At 50.9% G+C, this 23,110-nt stretch carries 19 protein-coding genes; 11 read left to right on the top strand and 8 right to left on the bottom strand.

The features are described 5' to 3' along the window. Positions 1-6: 6 nt before the first annotated feature. The 5 genes from LX87_RS02255 to LX87_RS02235 form a co-directional block, all read right to left on the bottom strand. Positions 7-1,755 (bottom strand): PQQ-dependent sugar dehydrogenase, encoded by a 1,749-nt coding sequence (locus tag LX87_RS02255; protein ID WP_111626540.1) that lies wholly within the window; start codon positions 1,753-1,755, stop codon positions 7-9. Between the two features lie 35 nt (positions 1,756-1,790). Beyond that, positions 1,791-3,047: an amidohydrolase/deacetylase family metallohydrolase gene (locus tag LX87_RS02250; protein WP_111626539.1), complete on the bottom strand. Its 1,257-nt coding sequence runs from the start codon at positions 3,045-3,047 to the stop codon at positions 1,791-1,793. A 4-nt stretch (positions 3,048-3,051) separates the two neighbouring features. Next, on the bottom strand, positions 3,052-4,272 hold the full coding sequence (locus LX87_RS02245; RefSeq protein WP_111626538.1) for an aminotransferase class V-fold PLP-dependent enzyme: 1,221 nt from the start codon (positions 4,270-4,272) through the stop codon (positions 3,052-3,054). A gap of 70 nt (positions 4,273-4,342) precedes the next feature. Then, positions 4,343-4,807 carry a RidA family protein gene (locus LX87_RS02240; RefSeq protein WP_111626537.1) on the bottom strand — a complete coding sequence of 155 codons (465 nt, stop codon included), beginning with the start codon at positions 4,805-4,807 and terminating at the stop codon, positions 4,343-4,345. A gap of 123 nt (positions 4,808-4,930) precedes the next feature. After that, entirely contained in the window at positions 4,931-6,055 is a 1,125-nt protein-coding gene (locus LX87_RS02235) for a FecR family protein (RefSeq protein ID WP_111626536.1), read from the bottom strand. A 600-nt stretch (positions 6,056-6,655) separates the two neighbouring features. On the opposite strand from LX87_RS02235, the gene LX87_RS02225 reads away from it, so the two are divergent. Continuing rightward, the gene (locus LX87_RS02225; RefSeq protein WP_111626534.1) at positions 6,656-7,405 is read left to right on the top strand and encodes a ThuA domain-containing protein; all 750 of its coding nucleotides are present in this window, start codon (positions 6,656-6,658) and stop codon (positions 7,403-7,405) included. A 35-nt stretch (positions 7,406-7,440) separates the two neighbouring features. Continuing rightward, positions 7,441-8,670 (top strand): heparan-alpha-glucosaminide N-acetyltransferase domain-containing protein, encoded by a 1,230-nt coding sequence (locus LX87_RS02220; RefSeq protein ID WP_111626533.1) that lies wholly within the window; start codon positions 7,441-7,443, stop codon positions 8,668-8,670. 78 nt (positions 8,671-8,748) lie between these two features. Here the strand turns inward: LX87_RS02220 and LX87_RS02215 are convergent, their stop codons facing one another. Continuing rightward, positions 8,749-10,374, bottom strand: coding sequence for a S8 family peptidase (locus LX87_RS02215; RefSeq protein ID WP_111626532.1), 1,626 nt, complete (start codon positions 10,372-10,374; stop codon positions 8,749-8,751). 345 nt (positions 10,375-10,719) lie between these two features. Between LX87_RS02215 and LX87_RS02210 the strand changes: the two genes are divergently transcribed. From LX87_RS02210 to LX87_RS02185, 5 genes are all read left to right on the top strand, one after another. Then, positions 10,720-11,070 (top strand): nuclear transport factor 2 family protein, encoded by a 351-nt coding sequence (locus tag LX87_RS02210; protein ID WP_111626531.1) that lies wholly within the window; start codon positions 10,720-10,722, stop codon positions 11,068-11,070. Positions 11,071-11,096: 26 nt separating this feature from the next. Further along, positions 11,097-11,576, top strand: coding sequence for a DoxX family protein (locus LX87_RS02205; protein WP_111626530.1), 480 nt, complete (start codon positions 11,097-11,099; stop codon positions 11,574-11,576). Between the two features lie 284 nt (positions 11,577-11,860). Further along, the gene (locus tag LX87_RS02200; protein ID WP_310587878.1) at positions 11,861-12,373 is read left to right on the top strand and encodes a Crp/Fnr family transcriptional regulator; all 513 of its coding nucleotides are present in this window, start codon (positions 11,861-11,863) and stop codon (positions 12,371-12,373) included. 186 nt (positions 12,374-12,559) lie between these two features. Further along, positions 12,560-12,751 carry a cold-shock protein gene (locus LX87_RS02195; RefSeq protein ID WP_111627449.1) on the top strand — a complete coding sequence of 64 codons (192 nt, stop codon included), beginning with the start codon at positions 12,560-12,562 and terminating at the stop codon, positions 12,749-12,751. A gap of 264 nt (positions 12,752-13,015) precedes the next feature. Further along, on the top strand, positions 13,016-14,914 hold the full coding sequence (locus LX87_RS02185; RefSeq protein WP_229310519.1) for a histidinol-phosphatase: 1,899 nt from the start codon (positions 13,016-13,018) through the stop codon (positions 14,912-14,914). A gap of 48 nt (positions 14,915-14,962) precedes the next feature. On the opposite strand, the gene LX87_RS02180 is transcribed toward LX87_RS02185, so the two are convergent. Next, positions 14,963-15,370 (bottom strand): DUF4332 domain-containing protein, encoded by a 408-nt coding sequence (locus LX87_RS02180; protein WP_111626526.1) that lies wholly within the window; start codon positions 15,368-15,370, stop codon positions 14,963-14,965. Positions 15,371-15,588: 218 nt separating this feature from the next. On the opposite strand from LX87_RS02180, the gene LX87_RS02175 reads away from it, so the two are divergent. Then, entirely contained in the window at positions 15,589-16,995 is a 1,407-nt protein-coding gene (locus tag LX87_RS02175; protein ID WP_111626525.1) for a cellulase family glycosylhydrolase, read from the top strand. Between the two features lie 85 nt (positions 16,996-17,080). On the opposite strand, the gene LX87_RS02170 is transcribed toward LX87_RS02175, so the two are convergent. Continuing rightward, on the bottom strand, positions 17,081-18,205 hold the full coding sequence (locus LX87_RS02170; protein ID WP_146624414.1) for a hypothetical protein: 1,125 nt from the start codon (positions 18,203-18,205) through the stop codon (positions 17,081-17,083). 384 nt (positions 18,206-18,589) lie between these two features. Between LX87_RS02170 and LX87_RS02165 the strand changes: the two genes are divergently transcribed. The 3 genes from LX87_RS02165 to LX87_RS02155 are packed head-to-tail and all read left to right on the top strand — an operon-like array spanning position 18,590 to position 23,060. After that, on the top strand, positions 18,590-20,035 hold the full coding sequence (locus LX87_RS02165; RefSeq protein ID WP_111626523.1) for a type I restriction-modification system subunit M: 1,446 nt from the start codon (positions 18,590-18,592) through the stop codon (positions 20,033-20,035). 20 nt (positions 20,036-20,055) lie between these two features. Then, a complete protein-coding gene (locus LX87_RS02160; RefSeq protein ID WP_170139292.1) occupies positions 20,056-21,585 on the top strand; it encodes a restriction endonuclease subunit S in 1,530 nt (509 codons plus the stop codon). After that, positions 21,582-23,060, top strand: coding sequence for a restriction system-associated AAA family ATPase (locus tag LX87_RS02155; RefSeq protein WP_111626521.1), 1,479 nt, complete (start codon positions 21,582-21,584; stop codon positions 23,058-23,060). The genes LX87_RS02160 and LX87_RS02155 overlap by 4 nt, the downstream gene beginning before the upstream one ends. Positions 23,061-23,110 lie beyond the last annotated feature (50 nt).

Here is a 23,110-nt window from a genome sequence, read left to right as displayed (position 1 = left end):
TTTTCTTTATTTCTTGTCTTTAATTGCTTTCCGGACGGTGCCGACTTCCTCGGCGGTAATGGCGCTGGCCGAATTGCCAAAGTTCTGCCGGATGAACGTCAGTACCTCGGCGATTTCGCCGTCCTTCAGGAAATCATGCTGCGGCATCACGTTGTTGTACGACTGACCTTTTACTTCAATCGGCCCCTCCAGCCCTTTCAGCAGAACTTCAATCAGGCGTTTTTTGTCGCCCACTACCCATTCCGATTCCGACAGGGGCGGAAAGCGCTGCGAATCGCCCAAACCGTTCCGCTGGTGACACGCCCGGCAATAAATTCCGTAGATTTTGCTGCCCAGTACGGGTTTGTCTTTATCCAGATTGTCCTTCACTTCGTCGGGCGTCCGGATGTGCGACATGGTTTTGCGTTTTTCCATCTGCGCCAGTTGCGCTGGGCCAAACTTCTTCTTGTCGCCTTTGTACGTTATTTTCCAGATTTTTCCTTTTTCGGTTTCGGCCAGGTACAGCGAGCCGTCGGGGCCCATCGCAATCCCCATGGGCCGGTACACCGCATCGCTCACGTTTACGATGGGATCAACGCCCGCAAAACCGTCGGCAAAAACCTCCCAATTTGAGGAAGGAACGCCTTTTTTGGACGGAACAAACGCAATGAAATACCCGGCCTGCGGATAGGGTGCCCGGTTGGTCGAACCGTGGAAGGCAATGAACGAACCGTTTTTGTACCGATCCGGAAACTGGTTGCCCTGGTAGAAAAGGATGTCGTTCGGTGCCCAGTGTCCCGGAAAACCGATAATGGGCTTCTCGTACGGACCTCCTTTGCCCACGTCTTCCCCGTCGCCACCGTACTCCGGATTCAGGACTTTTTTGCCCAGCATCTGGTCGTAATAGACGTACGGCCAGCCGCCATCCGTTCCCTCCTTAATCCGCAGAAATTCTTCCGAAGGCAATACCGCACTCTGCCAGGGCGAGTAAACACCGGCCCAGAGCATCAGCAGGTCGTCGCGACCGTGTTGCAGGGCGTACAGCGTCTGGTCGGCATGGTTCCAGTCCATCGCCACAACGCTCCGTAACCCGGTGGCATACCGGCGACCGTCTTTCTGGGTCTGCCCGATTTTGTTGGCGTCGAACTGCCAGATGCCGCCGTGATCTTCCAGCATCGCACAGGGCGTCATCCCCGGCGAACTCGGAATCCGGTTCCGCTCCTGGCAGGCGTTGGAAGGTGCGCCATAGGCGACGTAAATATGGCCTTTGTTGTCGAAGGTCAGCGGTTTGGCAATGTGTTCGTGCATCCCGTGCGGATGGTCGTCCTCCACAATGATTTCTTCGGGACTTTCCGGCACGAGTTTACCCGGCGTCAGTTTGTAGCGGTATACGAACAGTTCGGAGCTGAAATACAGGTAACCGTTGTGAATTCGCATCCCGGTCCCGTACGCCCGCTCACGGGCATGACCGCCAAACCGCTTGATAATGTCGGCCCGGCCATCGCCGTTGGTGTCACGCAGGGCAATTACCGACTCCCCCGGCTCCCGGACAAACCGGGCTTTTACGTATATATCACCGTTGGAGTTGACGGCTAGGTGCCTCGCCCGGCCGGGCAGACTATCCACCACAACCGTGGCTTCGAAGCCTTCGGGCAGGAACAGGCCGCCGTTTTTCGCCGTCTGAACCGGCAGATTGTTGGCCGTCTCATCGTGGGGAACAAAACCGACGACTGTCAGTAAAGCCAGCGCAAGGCTTTTTTTATAAAAGTTTGACATTCAAAAGATTCAGAAAGCTACAGTGAGAATTAGGATCAATTTTGACTTACCACAATCGGGTTCGCGATTCCGTTAAGATCGTACACAATTCTGCCACCTTTGATGGTCATTTCACACTCGAATTTTTTCTTACCTTCCATCCGGTAGCCGGTTTTATCGTAGAACCCGAAATTGCCTTCCCGCATGTTCAGAATGGCCACATCCGCAATAGCTCCAACCGACATATGGCCTAGAATTTCACGTTTGATGACCTGCGCCGGGGTCCACGTGCTGGCTTTGATCACATCCGCAACGGGAACGCCCATAACGACAAACTTGGACATCACGCTCAGCATGTCTTTCATCGAACCGTTCATACTGCCCGTGTGCAAGTCGGTACTGATCGTGGTCGGATAAAAACCGGCTTTGATGGCCGGAATGGCCTGCGTGTAATTGAAGCTGGCTCCGCCGTATCCCACGTCGAAAACAATGCCTTTTTTGCGGGCTTCCCAGACAAACGGTTTTACTTTCCCGCTGGCTTCGTCCACAATCGTTTCCCGAACATTGTTATCCAGCAGGGTATACGTATGCGTGAAAATGTCGCCAGCGCGTAGGTGTTTCATGAACAGTTCTTCCAGCGACAACGGCGGGTTGTGCATCCCGAAATCGACCATCACCGGCATATTCGCCAGTTTTCCGGCTTGTACGGCCCGATCGACGGGTGTCCAGGTGCCGCCCATATAGTGCGCCACTTTAAACCCGACCACATCGTTGGGGTTTCCCAGCGCCATGGCGGCCGCCATTTTGGGGTCCATATCGGTCGTGTCCTGTTCCCAGTCGCCCCCCCGCATACCTTCACCGACAATGTTCAGCAGCGACAGGACGCGGGTTTTCGATGAAAGAATAATGTTTTTCTTGAACGTCGGAAACGACTGCCAGCCCGCACCACCGGCATCAACGATGGTGGTTATGCCCACCCGAAACGTAAAACCGTCGGGCACGACGGCCGTCAGACCGTTGCTGAGGTAGTGGTTGGGTTCGGTGCCGAAATAAACGTGGCCGTGCAGGTCGATCAGACCGGGCGTGACGTACATGCCTTTGGCATTGACGACCTGTTTGCCCTGACGTGCGTCAATATTTTTAGCCACCAGCGCAATTTTGCCGTTGTTGATGGCCACATCCATCACCTCATTGATGTTGTTTTTCGGGTCGATGACCTGACCGCCTTTGATGACGATGCTGTACGTTTGGGCCTGCACCAGACTGCTGATGACACAGGCGATGAAAAGAGCGAAAAGTGATTTTTTTTGCATACTCTTACACGGCGGCTTTGGATAGTTCTTCTTTCAATCGGCTGGCTACGATTTTCTCCTGTCCGGGTTTGAGCATCCAGGTAGTCAGGCTAACACCGTTTTGTTCGCCAACAATCTCAATCGACGGATCACCATTGCGCAGGTTCTCCTGAAGAGATTTTGCCGTCAGATTCACTTTGGCAGGTTCCCAGGTAATCCGGAGGGTCGGCGTATGGTTACCCAGTTCGGGCCGGAAGGTTTCGGTTTTGACCCCGTTCACTTTTTTAACGGTATCGGAAATGTGCGCTACGCGGTCTTCCCACATCTGCCATTCTTTCTTCTGATCCAGCTTGACGAACCGATCAAGGGCTACGTACATACCCAGCACCTCCTCCTTGTTTACTTTCATGCCACGGCCAATGGTTGAGCCGCGGGGGGGCATACTCAGCCGGGCCGCGTCGATCAGGTGTTTCTTACCCATCAGCAAACCGGCGCTTTGCGGGCCACGCATGGCTTTTCCGCCCGAGACGCAAACCAGGTCAAAGCCCATATCGTTGAACTTCCAGAGGTTTTCGACTGGCGGCACGTCGGCGGCAATGTCGATCATCGTCGGGATGTTATGTTTTTTGGCCAGATTCAACCACTCCTGGTGCATGATTTTGCCTTTGTCCGACTGAATGTTCAGAAACCACATCAGGGCCGTTTTCTCGTTGATCGCCTTCTCCACGTCCTCAACGGTTTCTACAAACACTATTTTGCAACCGGTGTTTGTCAGCGCATGGGAGTAGCCGACATTGTGGCCTTTCTGAATAATCACTTCTGATTTCATGCCTGTTCCTTCCAGCAGCGGCAGGGCTTCCACTTTTTTCTGATCCATTCCGGTCAGAACACCCGCCAGCCCCAGCGTCATGGCCGAGAAGCAACCCGCCGTTACAACCGCCGATTCGGCATGGGTGATGGCGGCAATTTTTGCACCGACTTTGGTTTGCACCTCGTCGAGCATCATAAACTCTTTCGAAGCCGCCTGGATGGTTTCCATCACCTCGTCCGGCATCAGCGAACCCGTCATGGCGGTATAGGTTCCGGCGGCATTGATAAACGTCCGGATGCCGAGTTCCTTGGCCAGATTCCGGGGTGCCACAACGGTAGATGCCAACGCCGACTGAAGGGGAACGGCACTGCCTACCAAACCGCCCAGCAGCGGCATGGTTGATAATCGCTTGAGTATACTTCTTCTACTGATCATGTGAAGGGTTAGCTAAAAATGAGGACAACTCCCTCCCACGGTTACCGGGGAGGGAGTATGGAAACTCGGCTTAGATGTAGGCAATGCAATCCATTTCGACCAGCGAGTCGCCCGGAACACCACCATACACCGCTACGGTTGTCCGTACCGGCGGTTTGCTGCCAAACCGGCCTTTATAGACTTCGTTCATGCCTTTATAGTCGTTCAGATCGTGCAGGTACACGTTTACTTTCAGAACTTTCTCCATCGACGAACCGGCTTTTTTCAGTTCTTTTTCCAGTTCTTTCAGCACCTCATCCGTATGAACTTTGATGTCACCTTCCTTGTGGTAGCCTTTGCCAGCCACAAAAACCAGATTGCCCATCTTGGTAGAGCCAGAAAATAGCGGTACATCCTGTTCAGTAACGACGTTGAAGGCTTCCTTCTGCGGAGCAGCGACACTTGCTTCAGCTTTGGAGGCAGCCATACCAAGGCCCGTTACACCAGCTACAGAAGCGAAGAGTCGTTTTAAAAGGGATCGGCGTTGTGGTTTCATTAGAAAATTAAAGAATAGATGGATGAATAATAAACTTGTAATGTAAATTGTGAATTTCGGCTTTTTATACTCATTACCAGCCTACTTTTTAATAAAATCGCCTGGTAATCTGACACTTGTGCTTTAATTCTCACAACCTTTGCTGTCGATGATGATGTGGGCATCCAGTTGTTCGTACCGGGCGCTGATTGTATTACAGATTAAATCCAGTTTTTCAAAAAGCGGCTCATCGTCCAGCGAAGCCGTCAGATAGCAGGACTTCATTACTTCTTCATCGAAAACAATCTTGATTCCGTACGATTTTTCGAGGGTCGCAAACACCTCGGCAATGGGCGTTCCTTTAAAACGGAACGGCTGATTCTGGGCTGTTCCGTGCAGCAGGGCCGGTTCTTCAACCACACTCTTGATAATGCGCGTACTGGTTGGCGAAAAAACAATCTGCTGGTTGGGCGTCAGAACAATTCCTTCGAGCTTTGTATCTTCTTTATGCTGCGTTAAAGCGGTCTCGTTTCGGGCAAAAACCGACACTTTTCCGGTTTTAACTACCACTTTAACCTCCTTATCGTTTTCAAACGCCTGCACGGTAAAACTGGTCCCCAAAACTTTCGTTACGAGCCCTTTGGAATACACATAAAATGGCTTCGATGGATCTTTATGTACTTCAAAAAATGCTTCACCTGTCAGGTATACTTCACGGATACTTTCCTGAAAATTTTTCGGATAACTGATCCGCCCTCCCGACTTTAACAACAACGTACTCCCATCGGGCAGGCTTACTAAACGGGGTTTTATATCCTGATTACCTATCTCGATTAACGGCCTGGATGTCTGCGTTATCAATTCATTATAGGTTACGTCAACTTTGGTGCAGGGAGGATGAATACTATACCGCCAGAAAAGGCCGAGTATCACCAGAATACTGGCGGCAATTCCGTACTGCCAGGGTGCAAACCGAAGCCGCTTCACCACCGGCTCATGCTGGGTGTCGATTGATTGATGCAATCGCTGAATTTCGTACTGAATCTCCCGGTCTGAAATCGAAATCCGGTCATCAGGCGTTTGCGAGTAGGCATTATTGAGCGTGTTCAGCAGGTAGTAAGCTTTATCGACCAGTTCCTTTTTATCCGGATTTTCAACCAGCCAACCTTTCCAGAAATTGCTTGCAATGGGGTCATTAAACAGTTTCCAACGTTGAAAAGACAGATCTATCGCTAATTCTTCAGGCTCAAAATTCCGGTAATCCTGCATACGAAACGGTAATGCTTTGCTATTTGCCAGTAAAGATGCAAGACTGTGCGGCCAATACCCTATTTTCCAAAATTATATTTTGGTTCTCTTGAAAAAGCAGCTTATCAATCCAATCATCACCTACCTCTCTGGACTTGTATCCCGAAAAACAAATCCGTTTAAATACACTCTCTAAGGCGCCGACTAGATAACGAATTTCATCTTCTATCAATCAATTTATAAATTTCACGTTTGGCGAACGTACCAGCCAAAAGCCTCTAAAATCTACCTATAAGTTTGCAACGGGTTAGACGAAAAATTTAAAATAAGGCCCACTACCGCATCTACTAAAGAAAGTTATTGTGTTTTTTAGAATTTAAATGGTATACTTTTTCTGCAATGTACCTTTGCACAACGCGCCTATTCACTTAGTCCATTAGTTATGTTAACAAATAAACGATTACCTTACCGCCCATTTATTTGTAGAGGTATTTACCTTCAAAGTTTAAAGACAGGTTATATAACGTCACTTATGACATAAATTAACCAGAACGTTTACGTAACGAAAGCTCCTTACCTGTGAAAATACGACACTTAATTTCCGTAGTAATTTATAGTCTGATGGCGTTTACGCTTCTCATTCATACGGCGTGTGGTCAGAACAAAAAACCGGCTTTTCGGGTCCTGGCAATGGCCGAAAAAGGCGGGGGTGTCCACGCGCCTTTTGTGGCTGCGGCCAAAGAATGGCTTCAGAAGGTGGCTACGGAACAAAATTTCACTATTGATTACATCGAAAATACGGAGCCTATTAACGACGCCTTCCTGTCTAACTATCAGGTATTCATCCAACTGAATTACCCACCTTATAGGTGGACTGATGTGGCTAAGGCGGCTTTTAAAAAATACATCCGTGAGGGTAAAGGGGGCGGCTGGATCGGTTTTCACCACGCCACACTACTGGGCGAATTTGACGGGTATCCGATGTGGCCCTGGTTCTCGGAGTTTATGGGCGGCATCCGGTACAAGAATTATATTCCCGGTTTTGCCAAAGCGACGGTTCATGTAGAGGCCAAAGCGCACCCGGCCCTGAAAGGACTACCGCCCACCTTCGAAGTGGAAAAGGAAGAGTGGTATACCTACAACAAAAACCCGCGCCCAAACGTCAGGGTACTGGCAACCGTCGATGAATCGACTTATGAGCCCGACTCCGACATCAAAATGGGGGGCGACCATCCCGTCATCTGGTCGAATGAGAAAATGAAAGCCCGGAATATATACATCTTTATGGGCCATCATCCCGATTTGTTCAAAAACGAAGCCTTCAAAACCATCTTCCGAAATGCCATTCTCTGGGCGTCGGGCCACCAATAAACCTATCTCCATCACCCGCTGACCTAACTTTGACGATGACCAACAAGACCGAAACCGCATCCCCTGCAACCAACACCTTGAGCACTCCGAATCCGACGCGGGTTGACGCCATCGATATTCTACGGGCGCTGACGATGGTGCTGATGATTTTTGTTAATGATCTCTGGTCACTGGAAAACATTCCGGCCTGGCTTGAACACGTACCGAGCGGGGTAGACGGCATCGGTCTGTCCGATGTGGTTTTCCCGGCCTTTCTGTTCATCGTCGGTATGTCGCTGCCTTTTGCCATTGATAACCGGCGCAAAAAGGGCGATACGGACCGCCAACTGGTTGGACACGTGCTGCTTCGGTCGCTGGCGTTGCTAACGATGGGCGTTTTTCTGGTCAACGGTGAATCCATCCATGCAGCCGCAACGGGAATGTCACGGCTTTTGTGGAGCGTCCTTTCGTGTCTGTCGTTCATTCTGATCTGGAATTTATACCCGAAATCGGCCCCGAAAACCCTGGTCATGGGCTTGAAAACCGTTGGCTGGCTCACGCTGCTGACGCTGGCGTTTCTGTATCGCGGTGGGGAAGACGGCCAACTGACGCGCTTTGAAACGCACTGGTGGGGTATTCTGGGGCTAATTGGGTGGTCGTATCTGGCGGCTGCCCTGGTAACGGTTTTCGCCCGGAACCGGATCGGCATCCTGATCGCGGCCTGGGCCGGTTTTGCCCTGTTAAGCCTGATTGCACACGCGGACCTGCTTCCCGATGCCGTCAATTTTATTCCGGGAGCCATCCGCAACGGAACGCTGGTGGGCCTGAGCCTGGGCGGTGTGGTGATTGCTACCTTATTCCGGTATTACCGCAAAAAAGCCGATAACCGGCAGATGACGCTTCTTTTCCTCGCAACAGCGATTGTCCTGATCGGTTTATCGATGCTGACCCGACCGTATTGGGGATTGGCCAAATTGGGCGAAACGCCTGCCTGGCTGTTTCTGTGCAGTGCTTTTACGCTGCTCGCTTTTACGCTTATTTACTGGATTGCGGATGTGTGGGGCCAAAGCCGCTGGTTCAACTTCATCAAACCCGCCGGTACAGACACGCTGCTCTGCTACCTGATTCCCTATTTTGCCTACGCTACGACTCATTTTCTGGGCATCCATCTGCCACAACTTCTGCTGACGGGCGGTATTGGCCTGTTGAAGTCCTTTCTGTTTGCACTGCTCTGCGTCTGGATAACGCGTCTGCTGGGCAAAGCCGGAATCCGACTGAAGCTGTAACTACGGTTTTCGCTCAAACAAAAAAGGAGCACATAGCCTGATTCGCTAGTGCTCCTTTTACTAGTACTATTGAAACCGTCAGCCTTTTTTCTCAGCAGACGCAGCTTCTTCGGCCTGCGCCAGTTTGACGGCTTCGTACAGATTCACAATGGCTCCGGTTTTCGACAACTCCGTAAAATCCACCAGTTCGTCGGATTCGGGACGCAGCACCTTCCGATTCTGCACCACCGCCGATTTTTCGATGATTCGTTTCAGGTCCGCATACGTCAGTTTCGGAAAGTACGACTTCAACACCGCAGCAATACCGGTGACGACCGGAGCCGCCATGCTCGTACCGCTCAGGTTGTCGTAACCGTTCTTCGGCGTGGTCGAGTAAATTGACATACCGGGTGCAAACACATCCACGGTTTTACGGCCATAATTCGAGAAGGATGCTACCAGATGTTCGTCATTTTTCGCCGTAACGGCCCCCACCGTGATCAGATTCGGAATGGCCGAACCGTCCATAAACCGATCGGCCGGGAAGCTGGCCGTGGTGTCCAGCAATTTGTTGTCGTTACCGGCGGCATGAACCAGCAGAACACCTTTCGAGAGCGCATACCGCATGGCGTCGTCAACGGCTTTGCGCTGGGGCGATACGTCTTTACCGAAACTCATGTTAATGATTTGTGCCCCGTTATTAACCGCATACCGAATCGCATTGGCCACATCCTTGTCGCGTTCGTCGCCATCCGGAACGGCCCGAATGGCCATGATCTTCACCTGGTCGGCCACGCCCAGTACGCCGACGTTGTTGGTGCGGTCGGCGGCAATGATACCGGCAACGTGGGTGCCGTGCAGGGGGTCCGGTCCGGTTATGTCCGGGTTTCCGTAATTGGTTTGGGTCAGATCATCGGGGTTATCGCCAACAATAGAACGGCTTTCAAAATCCGGGTTATAGGCGTACTCGGCTTTGGCTTTGAGGTCTTCCAGTCCACGGGTTAGTTCATCCTGAATATCCTCGGCCTGCGCAAAGCCCTGAGCGGCTGTCATTTCATACAGGGCTGCGGCTGCTTTTTTCACAAAGTCGTTGTCCGTAGCCGGATTACGCAGGGTGGCCGTATCGAGTTTGGAAACGCCCAGCGCATTTTTCAACCCGCTGATGATGGTAACCAACTGGTTGCTAAAACTGCTATAGGATTGATATTGCTCTTGATATTCAGCACGTTTCTTCTCGACATCCTTTCTGTATTTTACAAACAGGTCGTATTCCTTCTGCTGGGCCGGTTTCAGTTCCGACCGCTTTTTACCCTCGTACAGCGGACGCAGCCGGACGTACTGCCGGGTTACTTCGGCGGTTTCGTACTGAACGTTGCGACCGTCTTTTCCACCAATAAAATTCCAGCCGTGTACATCATCAACGTAGCCGTTTTTATCGTCGTCAATACCGTTGCCGGGAATCTCTTTCGGGTTGGTCCACAAAATTCGTTTTAAATCCTCATGGGTAGAGTCGATGCCCCCGTCGATGACGGCAACAATGACCGGCGTCGGTTTGCGGTTGTTGAGCAGTTCGCGATAGGTTCGGTCGGTGCTAATCCCCCAAACACTGTCGGTCTTTGCATCCAGATGAAACCATTGGGAAGATTGAGCCAGGCTCAGGCTAGAACCGGCCAGGGTGATTGTATACAGACTCAGGAGTCGAAATACAAACGTTTTAAACGCCATAAAAAGAAATTTATCAGTTAACGATCTGTTAACAACCGAAATCAAATCTGTGTTCGTGTTGGTAACAGCCTATTATAACGAATCATGGGCAGATTGCCGTATGTTTCATTAAAAATTAGATTCTAATCTGGCAAATTCACCCAGTTGAGGGGATAAAAGCCTCTTTTCCAGAAAGCTGTAAAGGAGCCCAAAATTCTGCACTCCGCTTTTTTTAGCCGAAAGGCTTGTCCGTTGCCCGCTAAACTTAATCTAGTTCAATCATTTTTCTTAATCTACTTCATCGTTCCGGGCGGTGGGGCGGTGGTAGTTTTGCATCGATCAATAAATCACAAACCAACAAATACAATGGACAACTACTTAGAAAAACTCCTGAATCTGAACCGGTTGGTTCAGAACGGACACATTCTTCATGCTTTCGACACGTACTACCACGACGAGGTGGTGATGCAGGAAAACGAACAGGAGCCGACAGCTGGAAAAGCCGCCAATTTCGAGCGTGAAGCCGATTTTGAAGCCAAGGTTTCCAACTTTTCGGCGATTCCATTAAAAAGCGCTGCCTACGGTAATCATTCCTTTGTCGAGTGGCAGTACGACTATCACCATAGCGAGTGGGGCCATAAGCAGTATAAGCAGGTTTCGGTACAGGAGTGGAAGGACGGTCAGATCATCCGCGAAAAATTTTACTACGCCAATTAACAGAACCCATCCAAAAAGCACACGGTATGAGCACATTAAGTGTACCGGAGGAGCACCCTCCTTTCCCCTTGCGCTGGATAACGGCCACCAATAACGAGACGGCTCCGTTCGTTATCCGCACGGTTCTGGGAGCAATTTTGTTCCCGCACGGCGCTCAGAAACTTCTCGGCTGGTTCGGGGGCTACGGTTTCGAAGGCACCATGCGTTTCTTTACAGATGTTATGAAGTTGCCTTACCCGCTAGCCCTCGGCGTTATACTGATTGAATTCTTTATCCCTTTCTTCCTGCTGCTCGGCCTGACAACCCGGGTTGCGGCCCTGCTGGTCGGTATTCTGTTCACGGGCATCATCCTGATGGCGCATCTTCCTTTCGGCTTTTTCATGAATTGGGATGGCAATCAGGCGAGCGAAGGCTTCGAATACCACCTGCTTGTGCTGGGCATGGCTGGTTCGTTGCTGATCTCGGGCGGAGGCAGGTTTTCGGCTGACCACCGATTGTCAAAATAATGGCAGAACGGCTTCGGCCGGGTCAAATGATTCTGTAAACAACAAATACGATCTACTCCACATCCACATCATGCAGGCGTTTCATGAACGGCAATTTGGTGCATGAAGCGCGTAACTTCCAGACTTTTGTTTGTTACCTTAGCAAACAAAACGGGCAATCCGGTGGGGCCGGATTGCCCTTGTCTGATCGTATGCAACCGTTCGATACCGTATCAGCCCACGCGCGAATAGTTAGCCACGTTGAAAAGCTTATTTCTCTGACCGATGAAGAAAAGGCTTATTTTTTGAGCATTCTTAAACCACGGGTGCTGCGCCGAAAGCAGTTTTTGGTCCAGATGGGCGAGGTTTGCCGGTTCGAATCGTTTGTTACCAACGGTTGCCTGCGGGCATTTGCTATCGATCCCAAAGGCCAGGAACACAATGTGCTGTTTGCCCTGGAAGACTGGTGGATTTCCGATTTTCAAAGCCTGCTGACCGAACAGCCCGCCACTTTATACGTGGAAGCTCTGGAAGAAACGCAGGTACTGCAAATCGAAAAAAAGGACCTGGACAACTTGTTTATCCAGATACCGGCATTTGAACGATTTTTCCGGATTAAGTTGCAAAATGCCTTCATCGCGTTTCAAAACCGCATTTTTTCGACCATCAGCCAGACCGCCGAAGAACGGTATCTGGCTTTTTGTCAGCGGTATCCGCACATTGAGCAACGGGTTCCGCAGTATATGATCGCTTCGTACCTGGGCTTTACCCCCGAGTTTTTAAGCAAGATCCGCCGGGAGCTCGCTACGCGCCATTAATTTTCTTTTTGTCGGCCCAACAATCAATTTTTAAAGCGGGCGCTCACGAATAAACTTGTTCTACAGAAACCATCGGAGCGGGTGACAGCATGAGTGGGCGTTCCGGCGTTTTTCAAAATAAATAATGAAAATCATGCGGCCATGCCACAATTTTTTATTAATTTTGACTTTCTAAATTCAATTCTAATGCAAACAGGAACTGTTAAATTTTTCAATGAACTCAAAGGTTACGGGTTCATTACCCCTTCGGACTCAGACAAAGATATCTTTGTTCACGTATCAGGTTTGATCGATGAAATTCGCGAGAATGACAAAGTTCAATTCGAAGTAGAACAAGGTAAAAAAGGTCAGAACGCCGTTAACGTAGAAGTTATTTAATCGGAAGATATAATAATGAAGCGATGAAAGAACATGCCTCCTGGTATGTTCTTTTTTGTTTATAGGAATTGCAGAAAGCCGTACCGAAATACTTCGGTACGGCTTTCTGCTGGATAAGAATCCAGCCTTTGGGGATGGCATACCGTAAACTTTCGGTTAAGTCTGCGATCATTCGGTTAGAAACCGTCTTTTCGTCGCTTTTCCGTTTGCACCTCCTTTTAGTCCATTATGCGACTTGGTATACTTTCTCTACTTCTTCTATTGATGGCCCCGTTCGCTCAGGCCCAGAACTGGTACAAAGGCAACCTGCATACCCACTCGCTCTGGAGTGACGGCGACGATTATCCCGAAATGATCATGGACTGGTACAAAGCCAATGGCTATCATTTCATTGGCCTGTCGGACCATAACACGTTTCAGGAAGGCGAACGGTGGATCAAAGTACCCCGTGCGCCCGAACGTCGGCGGGGGTTTGAACGGTATCTGCGAACATTCGGCCCCGACTGGGTGAAGTACCAAACCGGCCCCAACGACTCCCTCAAAGTGCGCCTGAAACCTCTGAGCGAATACCGTAGCTACTTTGAAGAACCCGGCAAGTTCCTGATTCTGAAAAGCGAAGAGGTTTCGACCGGCTACCAGGGCAAACCCATTCACATCAACATGACCAATGTGCAGAACCTGCTGCGCCCCCTGCCGGGCAACAGTGTGGCCGAGGTGATGCAGAACAACATCGACGCTGTGGTGGCGCAACGGCGGCAGACCGGGCAACCAATGTTTCCGCACATCAACCATCCTAATTTTCATTACGCCATTACGGCCAGCGACCTGATGCAACTGCGGCACGAACGGTTTTTTGAAGTGTTCAACGGCCACCCGCAGGTGCATAATTACGGCGACAGCACCCGTGAAGGCACCGAGTCCATGTGGGACAAAATTAACCTGCATTTTCTCAAACAGGGCCGTCCGCTTATGCTCGGGCTGGCTACCGACGACAGCCATAATTACCACTTTTTCGGACCTACGTTCAGCAATTCGGGTCGGGCCTGGGTTATGGTCAACGCCCCTGATCTGAAGCCCAATACCATCATTGAAGCCCTGGAAGCTGGACGGTTTTACGCCACGACCGGCATCACGCTCGAAAGCCTCACGCAAACGGCTAGTACGCTGGCGTTCAAAATCAAAGCGGAGCCGGATGTGAACTATAAAATTCAGTTTATCGGTATCCGCAAAGGTGGTGAAAAAGCAGAAATCCTCCGCGAAGTGACAGGCACGGAAGCCCGGTATGATATAACCGATGAATGGCTGGTCCGCGCCAAAATTATCTCGAACAAACCCAAATACAATCCCTTTGAACCGGGTGATGTCGAAACCGGCTGGACGCAACCCATCGCCCGGTTACAGACCCCGCAGCCGCTCGCCAGTGTGGTGCCCCTGCCCAATGGCCACGCCCATAATGATTACGAACAATCCCGGCCGCTCTGGGATGCCCTCGACCACGGCTTTACGAGCGTAGAAGCGGATGTTTACGTGCAGAACGACACCCTGTATGTTGCCCACAACCGCCCGGCTTTCTGGAATGCGGATCGAACGCTCGAAAATCTGTACTTACGTCCGCTGGCTGAGCGAATTAGGCAGAATAAGGGCAAAGTCTATCCGAATTATAATGGACCGGTGTACCTGATGATCGACTTCAAAACCGGCGCCGACAGTACCTACCGAGCCCTGGAGAACCTGTTGCAGCGGTATCGTTCCATCCTGACATCCTGCCGGGGAAACCGTTGTCAGCCGGGTGCTGTAACGGTTTTTATCTCCGGAAACCGCCCGATTGAAACGCTGAAAAAGGCCAAGGAACGGTTAGCTGGTCTCGACGGTCGGCCCGCCGATCTGGGCAAGGGCATCAGCCCGGAACTGATGCCGGTCGTGAGCGATTCATACGGTAATCAACTCAACTGGCGTGGACAAGGACCGATGCCCGATGACCAGTTTCAGAAGTTGAAACAATTGGTTCAGCGGGTACATAAAGAAGGAAAGAAGTTACGGCTTTGGGCCTGCCCGGAAGACCCGGCGGTCTGGGCTAAATTACGGGAAGCCGGTGCCGATTTCCTCAGCACCGACCAACTGGAACTCGTGCGGGATTTTTTGTTAACCAAAGGGAAGCCTTAACGGAGAAGCCTTCACCTAATACTAAAATCCGTATTGGTTTTTGATCAATTAATATTCCAAACCGGCGGGCAATTCCTTGGCCGTGTGGATAAAGCTGGTGATTTGATCCAGGGATGGCGGGCGCGGAGTCAGTTGCCGGACCTGATTAATTTCATTGACTTTCGCATACAGGTTTTCAGGCGAGCGATGCGACAATTCCCTGACCGTATCGACCCCGGCTTCTTCGAGAAGGTCACTGTAAACGCTGCCAATACCGCTGATGCGGGCCAGGTCTGCCCGGTTGGCCAGCGCCAGAATAACGCTGGCATCCACCCCGGCTACCGAAGCCAGTTGTTTCCGACCGGCGGGGGTTCTGGACGCAGCCAGCAACGCATCGCTGTTGGTTAGCCCTTGTGCTTTGAAAACATTCAGTACGGCATCGGTGATGCCTTTAAGTTCGCTAATGGGTAAGCTCATGTGGTTACTTGGTTTAAAATGGTCTGTTATTGGGACGACATTTCTTTGAGAAAGTAACGGGATAGACCCTGTGGCCGGTTTATCCTACCGTCAAGACCGTGAAACCATTTAAACCAGCGTACCCGAATTGCCATAAAATTGTAATTTGATCGGGTAAACCGGGCTTTTTACACGTCAAACAAGAAAATTCAGACCAAAACTGACTGACAATCTCCTTTATGAAAATCCATTTTCTGACGGTTCTTTTCCTGACCTGGCTTACCGGAGGTCTTTGGGCTCAGCCTATCCGCCTGCACCCCGACAACCCGCATTACTTCAGCTACAAAGGCAAACCAACGGTTTTGATTACATCGGGCGAGCATTACGGCTCCGTCCTGAATCTGGATTTTGATTTCATCACGTACCTCAACACACTTCAGAAAGATGGCCTGAACCTGACCCGAACGTTTACCGGCGCCTATCGTGAGGCTCCCGGCGATTTCGGGATCGAGCACAATACAATGGCGCCGGAAGCCGGACGGTATAGCTGCCCCTGGCCCCGCAGTGAGCAGGCCGGGTATGCGCTGGGCGGCAACAAATTTGATCTTTCGCGTTGGGACGAAGTGTATTTCAAGCGGCTCAAAGAGTTTGTGTCAGCCGCCGAACAACGCGGTATTATCGTCGAACTGGCGCTTTTCTGTCCGTTTTACGAGGAAAAAATGTGGACGATCAGTCCCATGAATGCCGCCAACAACATCAACACTGTTGGAAAAGTCGGGCGGAATGATGTCTATACGCTTGACAAAAACGGCGGGCTACTCGCTTTTCAGGAAGCCCTCGTCCGGAAAATCGTGACGGAGCTGAACGGTTTCGGTAACGTGCTGTTCGAAATTTGTAACGAACCGTATTTTGGCGGAGTCCAGATGAACTGGCAGCACCACATTGCCGACATTATTGTTGAAACGGAGAAAAACCTGCCTAACCAACACCTGATTACGCAGAACATCGCCAACGGTTCGGCTAAAATTGAAAAGCCGCATCCGGCGGTATCGGTGTTTAATTTTCACTACGCCACACCCCCGAAAGCCGTTCCGCTGAATTACGGTCTGAATAAAGTGATTGGTGACAACGAAACCGGCTTTCGGGGCATGGCCGATTCGACCTACCGCAAAGAGGGCTGGGAGTTTCTGCTGGCCGGGGGCGGTTTATACAACAATCTGGATTACTCCTTTACGAGCGTAACTCCCAATGGCACTTACAAACCGGGGGCCAAATCGCCGGGTGGCGGTAGCCCGGCGCTTCGGCAGCAATTGAGTTACTTGAAAGCGTTTATGGCTGATCTGGACTTTATCCGAATGCAGCCGGATCCGGCCATTGTGAGCGGTTTGTTACCCGCGGGGGTACGGGTTCATGCGCTTAGCGAAGCCGGTAAACAATACGCTTTATATATCTATAACGGTAATCATCCGAAAGAAACACAGTCGATGAACGTCATGCTGAATCTACCCGCCGGACGGTATAAAGTTACCTACGTTGAGCCGGAAACCGGTCGAAAACAGCATAAAAAGCTTCGGCATCCGGGCGGTTCGGCCACGTTAACAACGCCCGCTTTCGGGGTTGATCTGGCCATTTTGCTTAAAAAGTAACCGATATCCCATCGGGCTCACAGATGGGATATCGGTTACTTCAGGCATTGCCTGGGCTTTTCATCAACCCGAACCTGTTTGTCAATCAGTTAATCAGGACTTTTTTAGCATACGAAAAGTTTCCCGCGCGCATCTGGACAATCCGTAAGCCGGACGAAACCAGTCCCGTCGGGGAGACTTGTAAGAGATACTTGTTAGCGCCCACCTGCTCGACCTGCCGCAGACTGGGCAGCCCCCGCACATCCACCAGACCAAACACCGGATCGGGCGCATTGGTCTCCACCTGCAAACGACCCTGATCCAGCACCACCACCTGAAAGTAGAACCCCTCAGTATCATAACCCACCGCCACAATCTTCGAGTACGCATACGTGCCATCCCGATCTACCTGCCGTAAACGGTAGTAGTTGGTGCCCTTCAAGGGAGCCGGGTCGGAAAAGCCGTAGGTTTGCAGCCGTTCGGAGAAACCTTTGGAGGACACGCGTCCGATGGCTTCGAAGGCCCGCGCATCCGGGCTGCGTTCGATGGTGAAGTAGTCGCTGTTTTGTTCGTAGGAGGTTTGCCAGCCCAGGCGTACCTGGTTAGCCACGCTGGTGCCGCCAAAATCCACCAGACGAACGGGCAAACCCGCGTCATCCCATCCAAAATTTGTAATGAAAATAAATTGTCTTTTGGGGTCTTCCCAATCCGGCCCGGCAAAGTACTGAATGGTTACTTCCGTAACGGGTGTGCTGAAACTGATGGAATTAGTTGCGTAATCTTCGACACTATTTGTACCCAGAATGGCATTACCGGTAACGGTATTGGTCGAAGCAGTGCCAATCGTTGGTGTAACCGGTGTTCCGAGATTACCCCCGATAACTGTCACCAGATCCTGATATTGACTGTCCCCATCAATCCGGTCAATGTCAAGCAGGTTAAAGCTAAGGTTACTGACCGGCTGCGAAAAGGTTACTCTTAAGGAAACCGAGTTACCATTTGTCGGAAAGTTATTATTCAGCTCTAATCCTCTGGCAGTAGGCCGTGGGTAATCGGTGTAAAAAGACTCCACCATTCCTGATAGGGTCACCGTAGCATCTACCGGGATATTACCAATATTTGTGAAGGTATAAGAATACTCTCCTTCCGGGTAATCCCCCCAATCCAGATCCTGGCTCCAGCCCGATAGGCAGACCAGTAACATACTAGTCACAAGTACGAATCGTTTCATTGTTTATAAAGTTTATTTGTGTGTACACGCAATATATTATGTAAAAAATAAATACACAAACAGGAGGCAGGAACCTCGACCGGAAAAATGCTATAACTTATCCAGAGGGCCACCAAACCGGGCGCGCTATCTGGTTAATGAAACGATTAAATCCGCTATAAGTTCTAAGCTAAAACCTGCTATAAGGCGCTACCTGGCGATTCAGGCCCGCTTGCATCGCCAATTTTCTTCCAGTTAAACCCGCTCTCAGGCGCATTAATGGCTTTTTTGCTGATTCAAAAATTTATTGGTTGACCAACTAATTATTTTCACCAACTTCTTTGCTTTTCTGTCATTAACGCCCAAATTTACTCCCAGCGAGCCATAAACGAGGAGCATACTCTCATGGATAACCTTACCACCGATATCGTTGCCAAGCTTTGGAACCTATGCAATGTACTCAAAGACGATGGCGTGACCTATCATCAATATGTTACCGAACTGACGTATCTGCTCTTTCTCAAAATGGCGAAGGAAACCGGAACGGAGGAACAGATTCCGGATGGGTACCGGTGGGATAACCTGATTAATAAACCGAAATTGGAGCGGCTGGAAGCCTACAAGATCACGCTTATCCACCTGGAAACACATGGCGCGCAGATTGTCAGGGAAATTTTCAGCAATGCGAGTTCTTCCATCAAAAAACCGGCAACCCTTTCCAAACTGGTGGAAGGCATCGATAAACTGGCTTGGTATAACGCCGAACGCGAGGACCTGGGCAATATCTACGAAGGACTGCTCGAAAAGAACGCCAGCGAAAAAAAGTCCGGAGCAGGCCAGTATTTTACCGCCCGCTCGTTGATTGACAGCCTGGTTACGGTTATGAAACCCACCCTTGACGACATTATTCAGGACCCGGCTGCCGGTACGGGAGGTTTTCTGATTGCCGCTAATCAGTACATTCGCCAACACAGCCAGCCCGAACACTGGAACGATAAACAACAGGATAAATACCGTCGCAACACCTTTTATGGCATGGAGCACGTGCATGATACGCATCGGCTGGCTCTGATGAACCTGTTTCTTCACGGTATTGACTATAATCCCGCTGCGGGCGGTATTCACTACGGCGATACGCTTTCGCCGGATGGCCAGAAACTGCCCCCCGCTACCCTGATTCTCTCCAACCCGCCTTTTGGCAGCAAGAAAGGGGGCGGTGTTCCGGAGCGTACGGACCTGCCCTATCCGACCAGCAACAAGCAATTCTGTTTTTTACAGCACATTTATCTGCGGCTTAAACCGGGAGGACGAGCCGCCGTTGTGTTACCCGATAACGCGCTTTTTGAAGGAAATGTCGGGAAGCAGATTCGGGCTGATCTGATGGAAAAGTGTAACCTGCATACCATTTTAAGGCTCCCAACCGGCATCTTTTACGCCCAAGGCGTGAAAACCTGTGTTATTTTTTTCACGAGAGGACAAACCGATCAAGGCAATACCAACGAAATCTGGGTGTATGATTTGCGGGCAAATATGCCGCAATACGGGAAGCGCACCCACCTCACCCGGGAACATTTTTCGGAGTTTGAGGCTGCTTTCGGCAACGATCCGTGGGGCGGCCCGGAGGCTCTGGCCCAACGTCAGGATCAGGGCGTTACAAACCGTTTCCGCTGCTTTAGCCGAAAATGGATTAGTCAGAATAACGACAATCTGGATATTTCCTGGCTAAAGGATGAAAGCGAAGAACTGCCCGAGCCCGGCGTACTGGCCCGGGACTTAATTGATGAACTGGAGGGCGCACTGGCCGAATTACGCGGCATTATGGAAGAACTCGGAGAGGAGGTGGAAGCATGAACGAATTACCGCCGGGCTGGATGAAAGTAAATCTTGGGCTAATCAACCAGTTTTCGTCGCAAACGCTTTTACCGGCCCGACAGCCAGACCAGTATTTTGAATTATACAGTGTACCAGCCTTTTCCAACCAGAAACCCGAGTTGCTGCCGGGAGCCGAAATTGGCTCAATCAAGCAGTTTGTTGAACCCAATGATATTCTGATCTGCAAGATCAATCCGCGTATTAACCGGGTCTGGCAAGTCATGCCCAAAGGCCAGGTTGAGCAGATTGCTTCCTCCGAATGGATTGTGATGCGGTCGGCGGGTTTATCGTCCGACTTTTTACAGTATTACTTCAGCAGCCCGGCTTTCCGAGACCTGCTTTGCCGGGTTGTAACGGGCGTTGGCGGGTCGCTTTCCCGGGCGCAACCGAAGCGCGTAGCCGCTTTTCCCGTCCTGATTGCTCCGCTCAACGAACAAAAACGCATCGCCGACAAGATCAGGACGATTCTGGCAAGAATTGAGACCTGCCGCGAGCGTCTTGACCGTGTCATTACGCTGGCGAAGCAATTGCGCCAGGCCATTCTTTCTGCCGCCATATCCGGCCGGCTCACGGAAAAATGGCGTGGCAAAAACCGTTCAGACTGGACACTCGAGCGGGCGGCTGCGGTTTGTGAAAAAGTACAAAACGGCGGCACCCCCCGGGAAGGCTTCGTAGCCCAATCAAAAATACCGTTCCTGAAAGTATACAACATTGTTAACCAGGCCGTCGATTTTAATTACAAACCACAGTTTATTGCGCAGTCGGCTCACGAAAAGGCCCTGAAAAAATCACAGGCGTTACCCGGCGATGTGTTGATGAACATTGTTGGACCGCCCCTTGGTAAAGTGGCGATAATACCCGATACGTATCCCGAATGGAACATTAATCAGGCCCTAACGCTTTTCCGGCCCGGCAAGCGCATCACAACCGGATGGCTATATTACCTGCTTTGCAAAGGTGATAACCTGGATGCCATCATACACGAAACCCGCGGATCGGCGGGGCAGCTGAATATTTCGCTTTCCCAATGCCGTAATTTTCTGTTTCCGGTCCCGCCAATGGCCGAACAGCAGGAAATCGTGCGCCGGGTCGATGCCCTTTTTGCTTACGTAGACGCGATTGAAGCCCGCTGCCAGACGGCCCGCGCGCAACTTGACCGCTTACCCGCAGCCACCCTTGACCGCGCCTTTCGGGGCGAGTTGGTTCCCCATAATCCGGACGATGAACCGGCCCTGCTCCTGCTTAAACGCCTGCAAGCCGCCCAAACCGAACCGGCCGCTAAACCGAAATCGCCCAAGCCCAACAAGAAAACCAAAATGACCGAGCTTTCGCCCGAAACGGTTCTGGAATCCATTCGACTCCTGCCGGATGAGCAGTTTACGTTCGACGAGCTGCGCAGTCAGATAGCAGCCGATTATGATACGCTGAAAGAGGTTGTATTTACGCTTCTGTTGGAAAAGCAGCCTGCCCTGAAGCAGGTTTTTGATCCTGAAAGACAGGCTATGAAATTTATCCGGGTAAAGCCATGAGACTATTACGTATTCACATTATTTCGGCCGACACCTGCGGGGGGCTACTCGACGGGCTCGATCTTACTTTGCGCAGTCATATGGATGAACAAACAAACTTCTCTCCACTTTGCCTGATTGGAGCAAATGGTACCGGCAAGTCCCAGTTTTTGCAGGTGCTGGCCGAAATGTTCCAACTGGTCTTCCACGCCGTAGTACATCAGGAAGAACGTCTGGAAGGCAATACCAGCCTGTTGTTTGAGGCAGAATATCTGATCAAGCCCCGGGACAATGGGCTTCCGGTGCATGTCCGCATCGCCAGACAGGGCCAAAACAGAAGGCGGCCGGTGATCACGATTCAGAAAAAAGTAGCCAATAGCTGGATGAACTGTGAATTAGACGCAGCCGAAACGCAGGAATTACTGCCGCGCAAAGTAGTCGGCTATACCTCGGGAGAAAACGAAACAATGAGCCTCCCCTTCCTGCTGAGCCGCAGCGGCTATGCGGAAGAAGTACGGGAAAGTGCCATCCATCAAACCCAGCCAACCGGAGCCGCTATTCAGGATACGCGTCTGATGCTCATTGATTACGGAACGCACCTGGAAGTGCTGGTTGCCAATCTGTTGCTGGGCAGTGATGAACAGCGAACATCGCTTCTCCAATTTGCCCACCTGGACGAGCTTCATTCCTTCCGCTGCATTATTCAGTTGGCCCACAGTGCTGCCCCCAGAGCGCCTGAGCGATCGCGATCCCATTCGAGACGAAAGGGCATCCAGCTTACCGACGAGCTCGAAGGCTACCTCGATAAGCTGCAAAAATGCGCAACCTGTTATCAATACGACGATAAAACGGAAACCTACACCTTCGATTTTCTGGTTACGCCGGAAACGAAAACGGCTTTCCGTTTCTTTTGGAAAAGCGCATTCGATCTGTATTCGGCGTTTCATAAGCTGGCTATGCTTAATGATCTGGTGATTCCCAAACACGCGCGGGAACGGTTTACCAAAGAAACCAAAGCGCGTCGGTTTGCTTCCCGGCTACCCGAACCTCAGGAGGAAGATAAAGTGTTTCGCTTTGAACGCGTCAACTTCCAGGCCAGGAATCGGGCGGCTATTGTCGATTATGTTTCCCTTTCGGACGGTGAACATCAACTGGCGCAACTTCTGGGGACATTCAGCATGATTTCATTCCCGAACGTCCTCTTTCTGCTGGACGAACCCGAATCACATTTTAATCCGACCTGGCGCCGGAAATTCATTGACCGGCTCCGGGCCCTTCCCACCCTCGACGGCAGACGCACCACTAACTCGGTGGCATCGCAGCAGGATTGTTTGATCACAACGCACTCACCCTATCTTCCATCCGACTTACCGAAAGAAAACGTCTTTATTTTTAGCCGCGCTGCCGATACCCGAAAAGTATCCGTCAAGAATCCCGAAATTGAAACCTACGGTTTACCGTTTGACGCAATCCTCAAAGCCTATTTTGACGTATAGCCCGGGGCCGAGACCGGCCACCCATACATCGTCGTTCGCAAAAACACCCT

It is taken from the genome of Larkinella arboricola, from assembly GCF_003259745.1.
Classification (GTDB): Bacteria; Bacteroidota; Bacteroidia; order Cytophagales; family Spirosomataceae; genus Larkinella; species Larkinella arboricola.
Note: the sequence above shows the minus strand (reverse complement) of the source record. Positions and strands in the feature narration are given on the sequence as shown.

Coding starts and splice junctions, on each gene's coding strand:
- LX87_RS02185 (WP_229310519.1), top strand. CDS start 13,016: ATGGCCCCGTTCGCTCAGGCCCAGAACTGGTACAAAGGCAACCTGCAT.
- LX87_RS02215 (WP_111626532.1), bottom strand. CDS start 10,374: ATGGCGTTTAAAACGTTTGTATTTCGACTCCTGAGTCTGTATACAATC.
- LX87_RS02170 (WP_146624414.1), bottom strand. CDS start 18,205: ATGAAACGATTCGTACTTGTGACTAGTATGTTACTGGTCTGCCTATCG.
- LX87_RS02220 (WP_111626533.1), top strand. CDS start 7,441: ATGACCAACAAGACCGAAACCGCATCCCCTGCAACCAACACCTTGAGC.
- LX87_RS02225 (WP_111626534.1), top strand. CDS start 6,656: ATGGCGTTTACGCTTCTCATTCATACGGCGTGTGGTCAGAACAAAAAA.
- LX87_RS02235 (WP_111626536.1), bottom strand. CDS start 6,055: ATGCAGGATTACCGGAATTTTGAGCCTGAAGAATTAGCGATAGATCTG.
- LX87_RS02175 (WP_111626525.1), top strand. CDS start 15,589: ATGAAAATCCATTTTCTGACGGTTCTTTTCCTGACCTGGCTTACCGGA.
- LX87_RS02240 (WP_111626537.1), bottom strand. CDS start 4,807: ATGAAACCACAACGCCGATCCCTTTTAAAACGACTCTTCGCTTCTGTA.
- LX87_RS02250 (WP_111626539.1), bottom strand. CDS start 3,047: ATGCAAAAAAAATCACTTTTCGCTCTTTTCATCGCCTGTGTCATCAGC.
- LX87_RS02155 (WP_111626521.1), top strand. CDS start 21,582: ATGAGACTATTACGTATTCACATTATTTCGGCCGACACCTGCGGGGGG.
- LX87_RS02165 (WP_111626523.1), top strand. CDS start 18,590: ATGGATAACCTTACCACCGATATCGTTGCCAAGCTTTGGAACCTATGC.
- LX87_RS02245 (WP_111626538.1), bottom strand. CDS start 4,272: ATGATCAGTAGAAGAAGTATACTCAAGCGATTATCAACCATGCCGCTG.
- LX87_RS02180 (WP_111626526.1), bottom strand. CDS start 15,370: ATGAGCTTACCCATTAGCGAACTTAAAGGCATCACCGATGCCGTACTG.
- LX87_RS02160 (WP_170139292.1), top strand. CDS start 20,056: ATGAAAGTAAATCTTGGGCTAATCAACCAGTTTTCGTCGCAAACGCTT.
- LX87_RS02255 (WP_111626540.1), bottom strand. CDS start 1,755: ATGTCAAACTTTTATAAAAAAAGCCTTGCGCTGGCTTTACTGACAGTC.
- LX87_RS02210 (WP_111626531.1), top strand. CDS start 10,720: ATGGACAACTACTTAGAAAAACTCCTGAATCTGAACCGGTTGGTTCAG.
- LX87_RS02205 (WP_111626530.1), top strand. CDS start 11,097: ATGAGCACATTAAGTGTACCGGAGGAGCACCCTCCTTTCCCCTTGCGC.
- LX87_RS02195 (WP_111627449.1), top strand. CDS start 12,560: ATGCAAACAGGAACTGTTAAATTTTTCAATGAACTCAAAGGTTACGGG.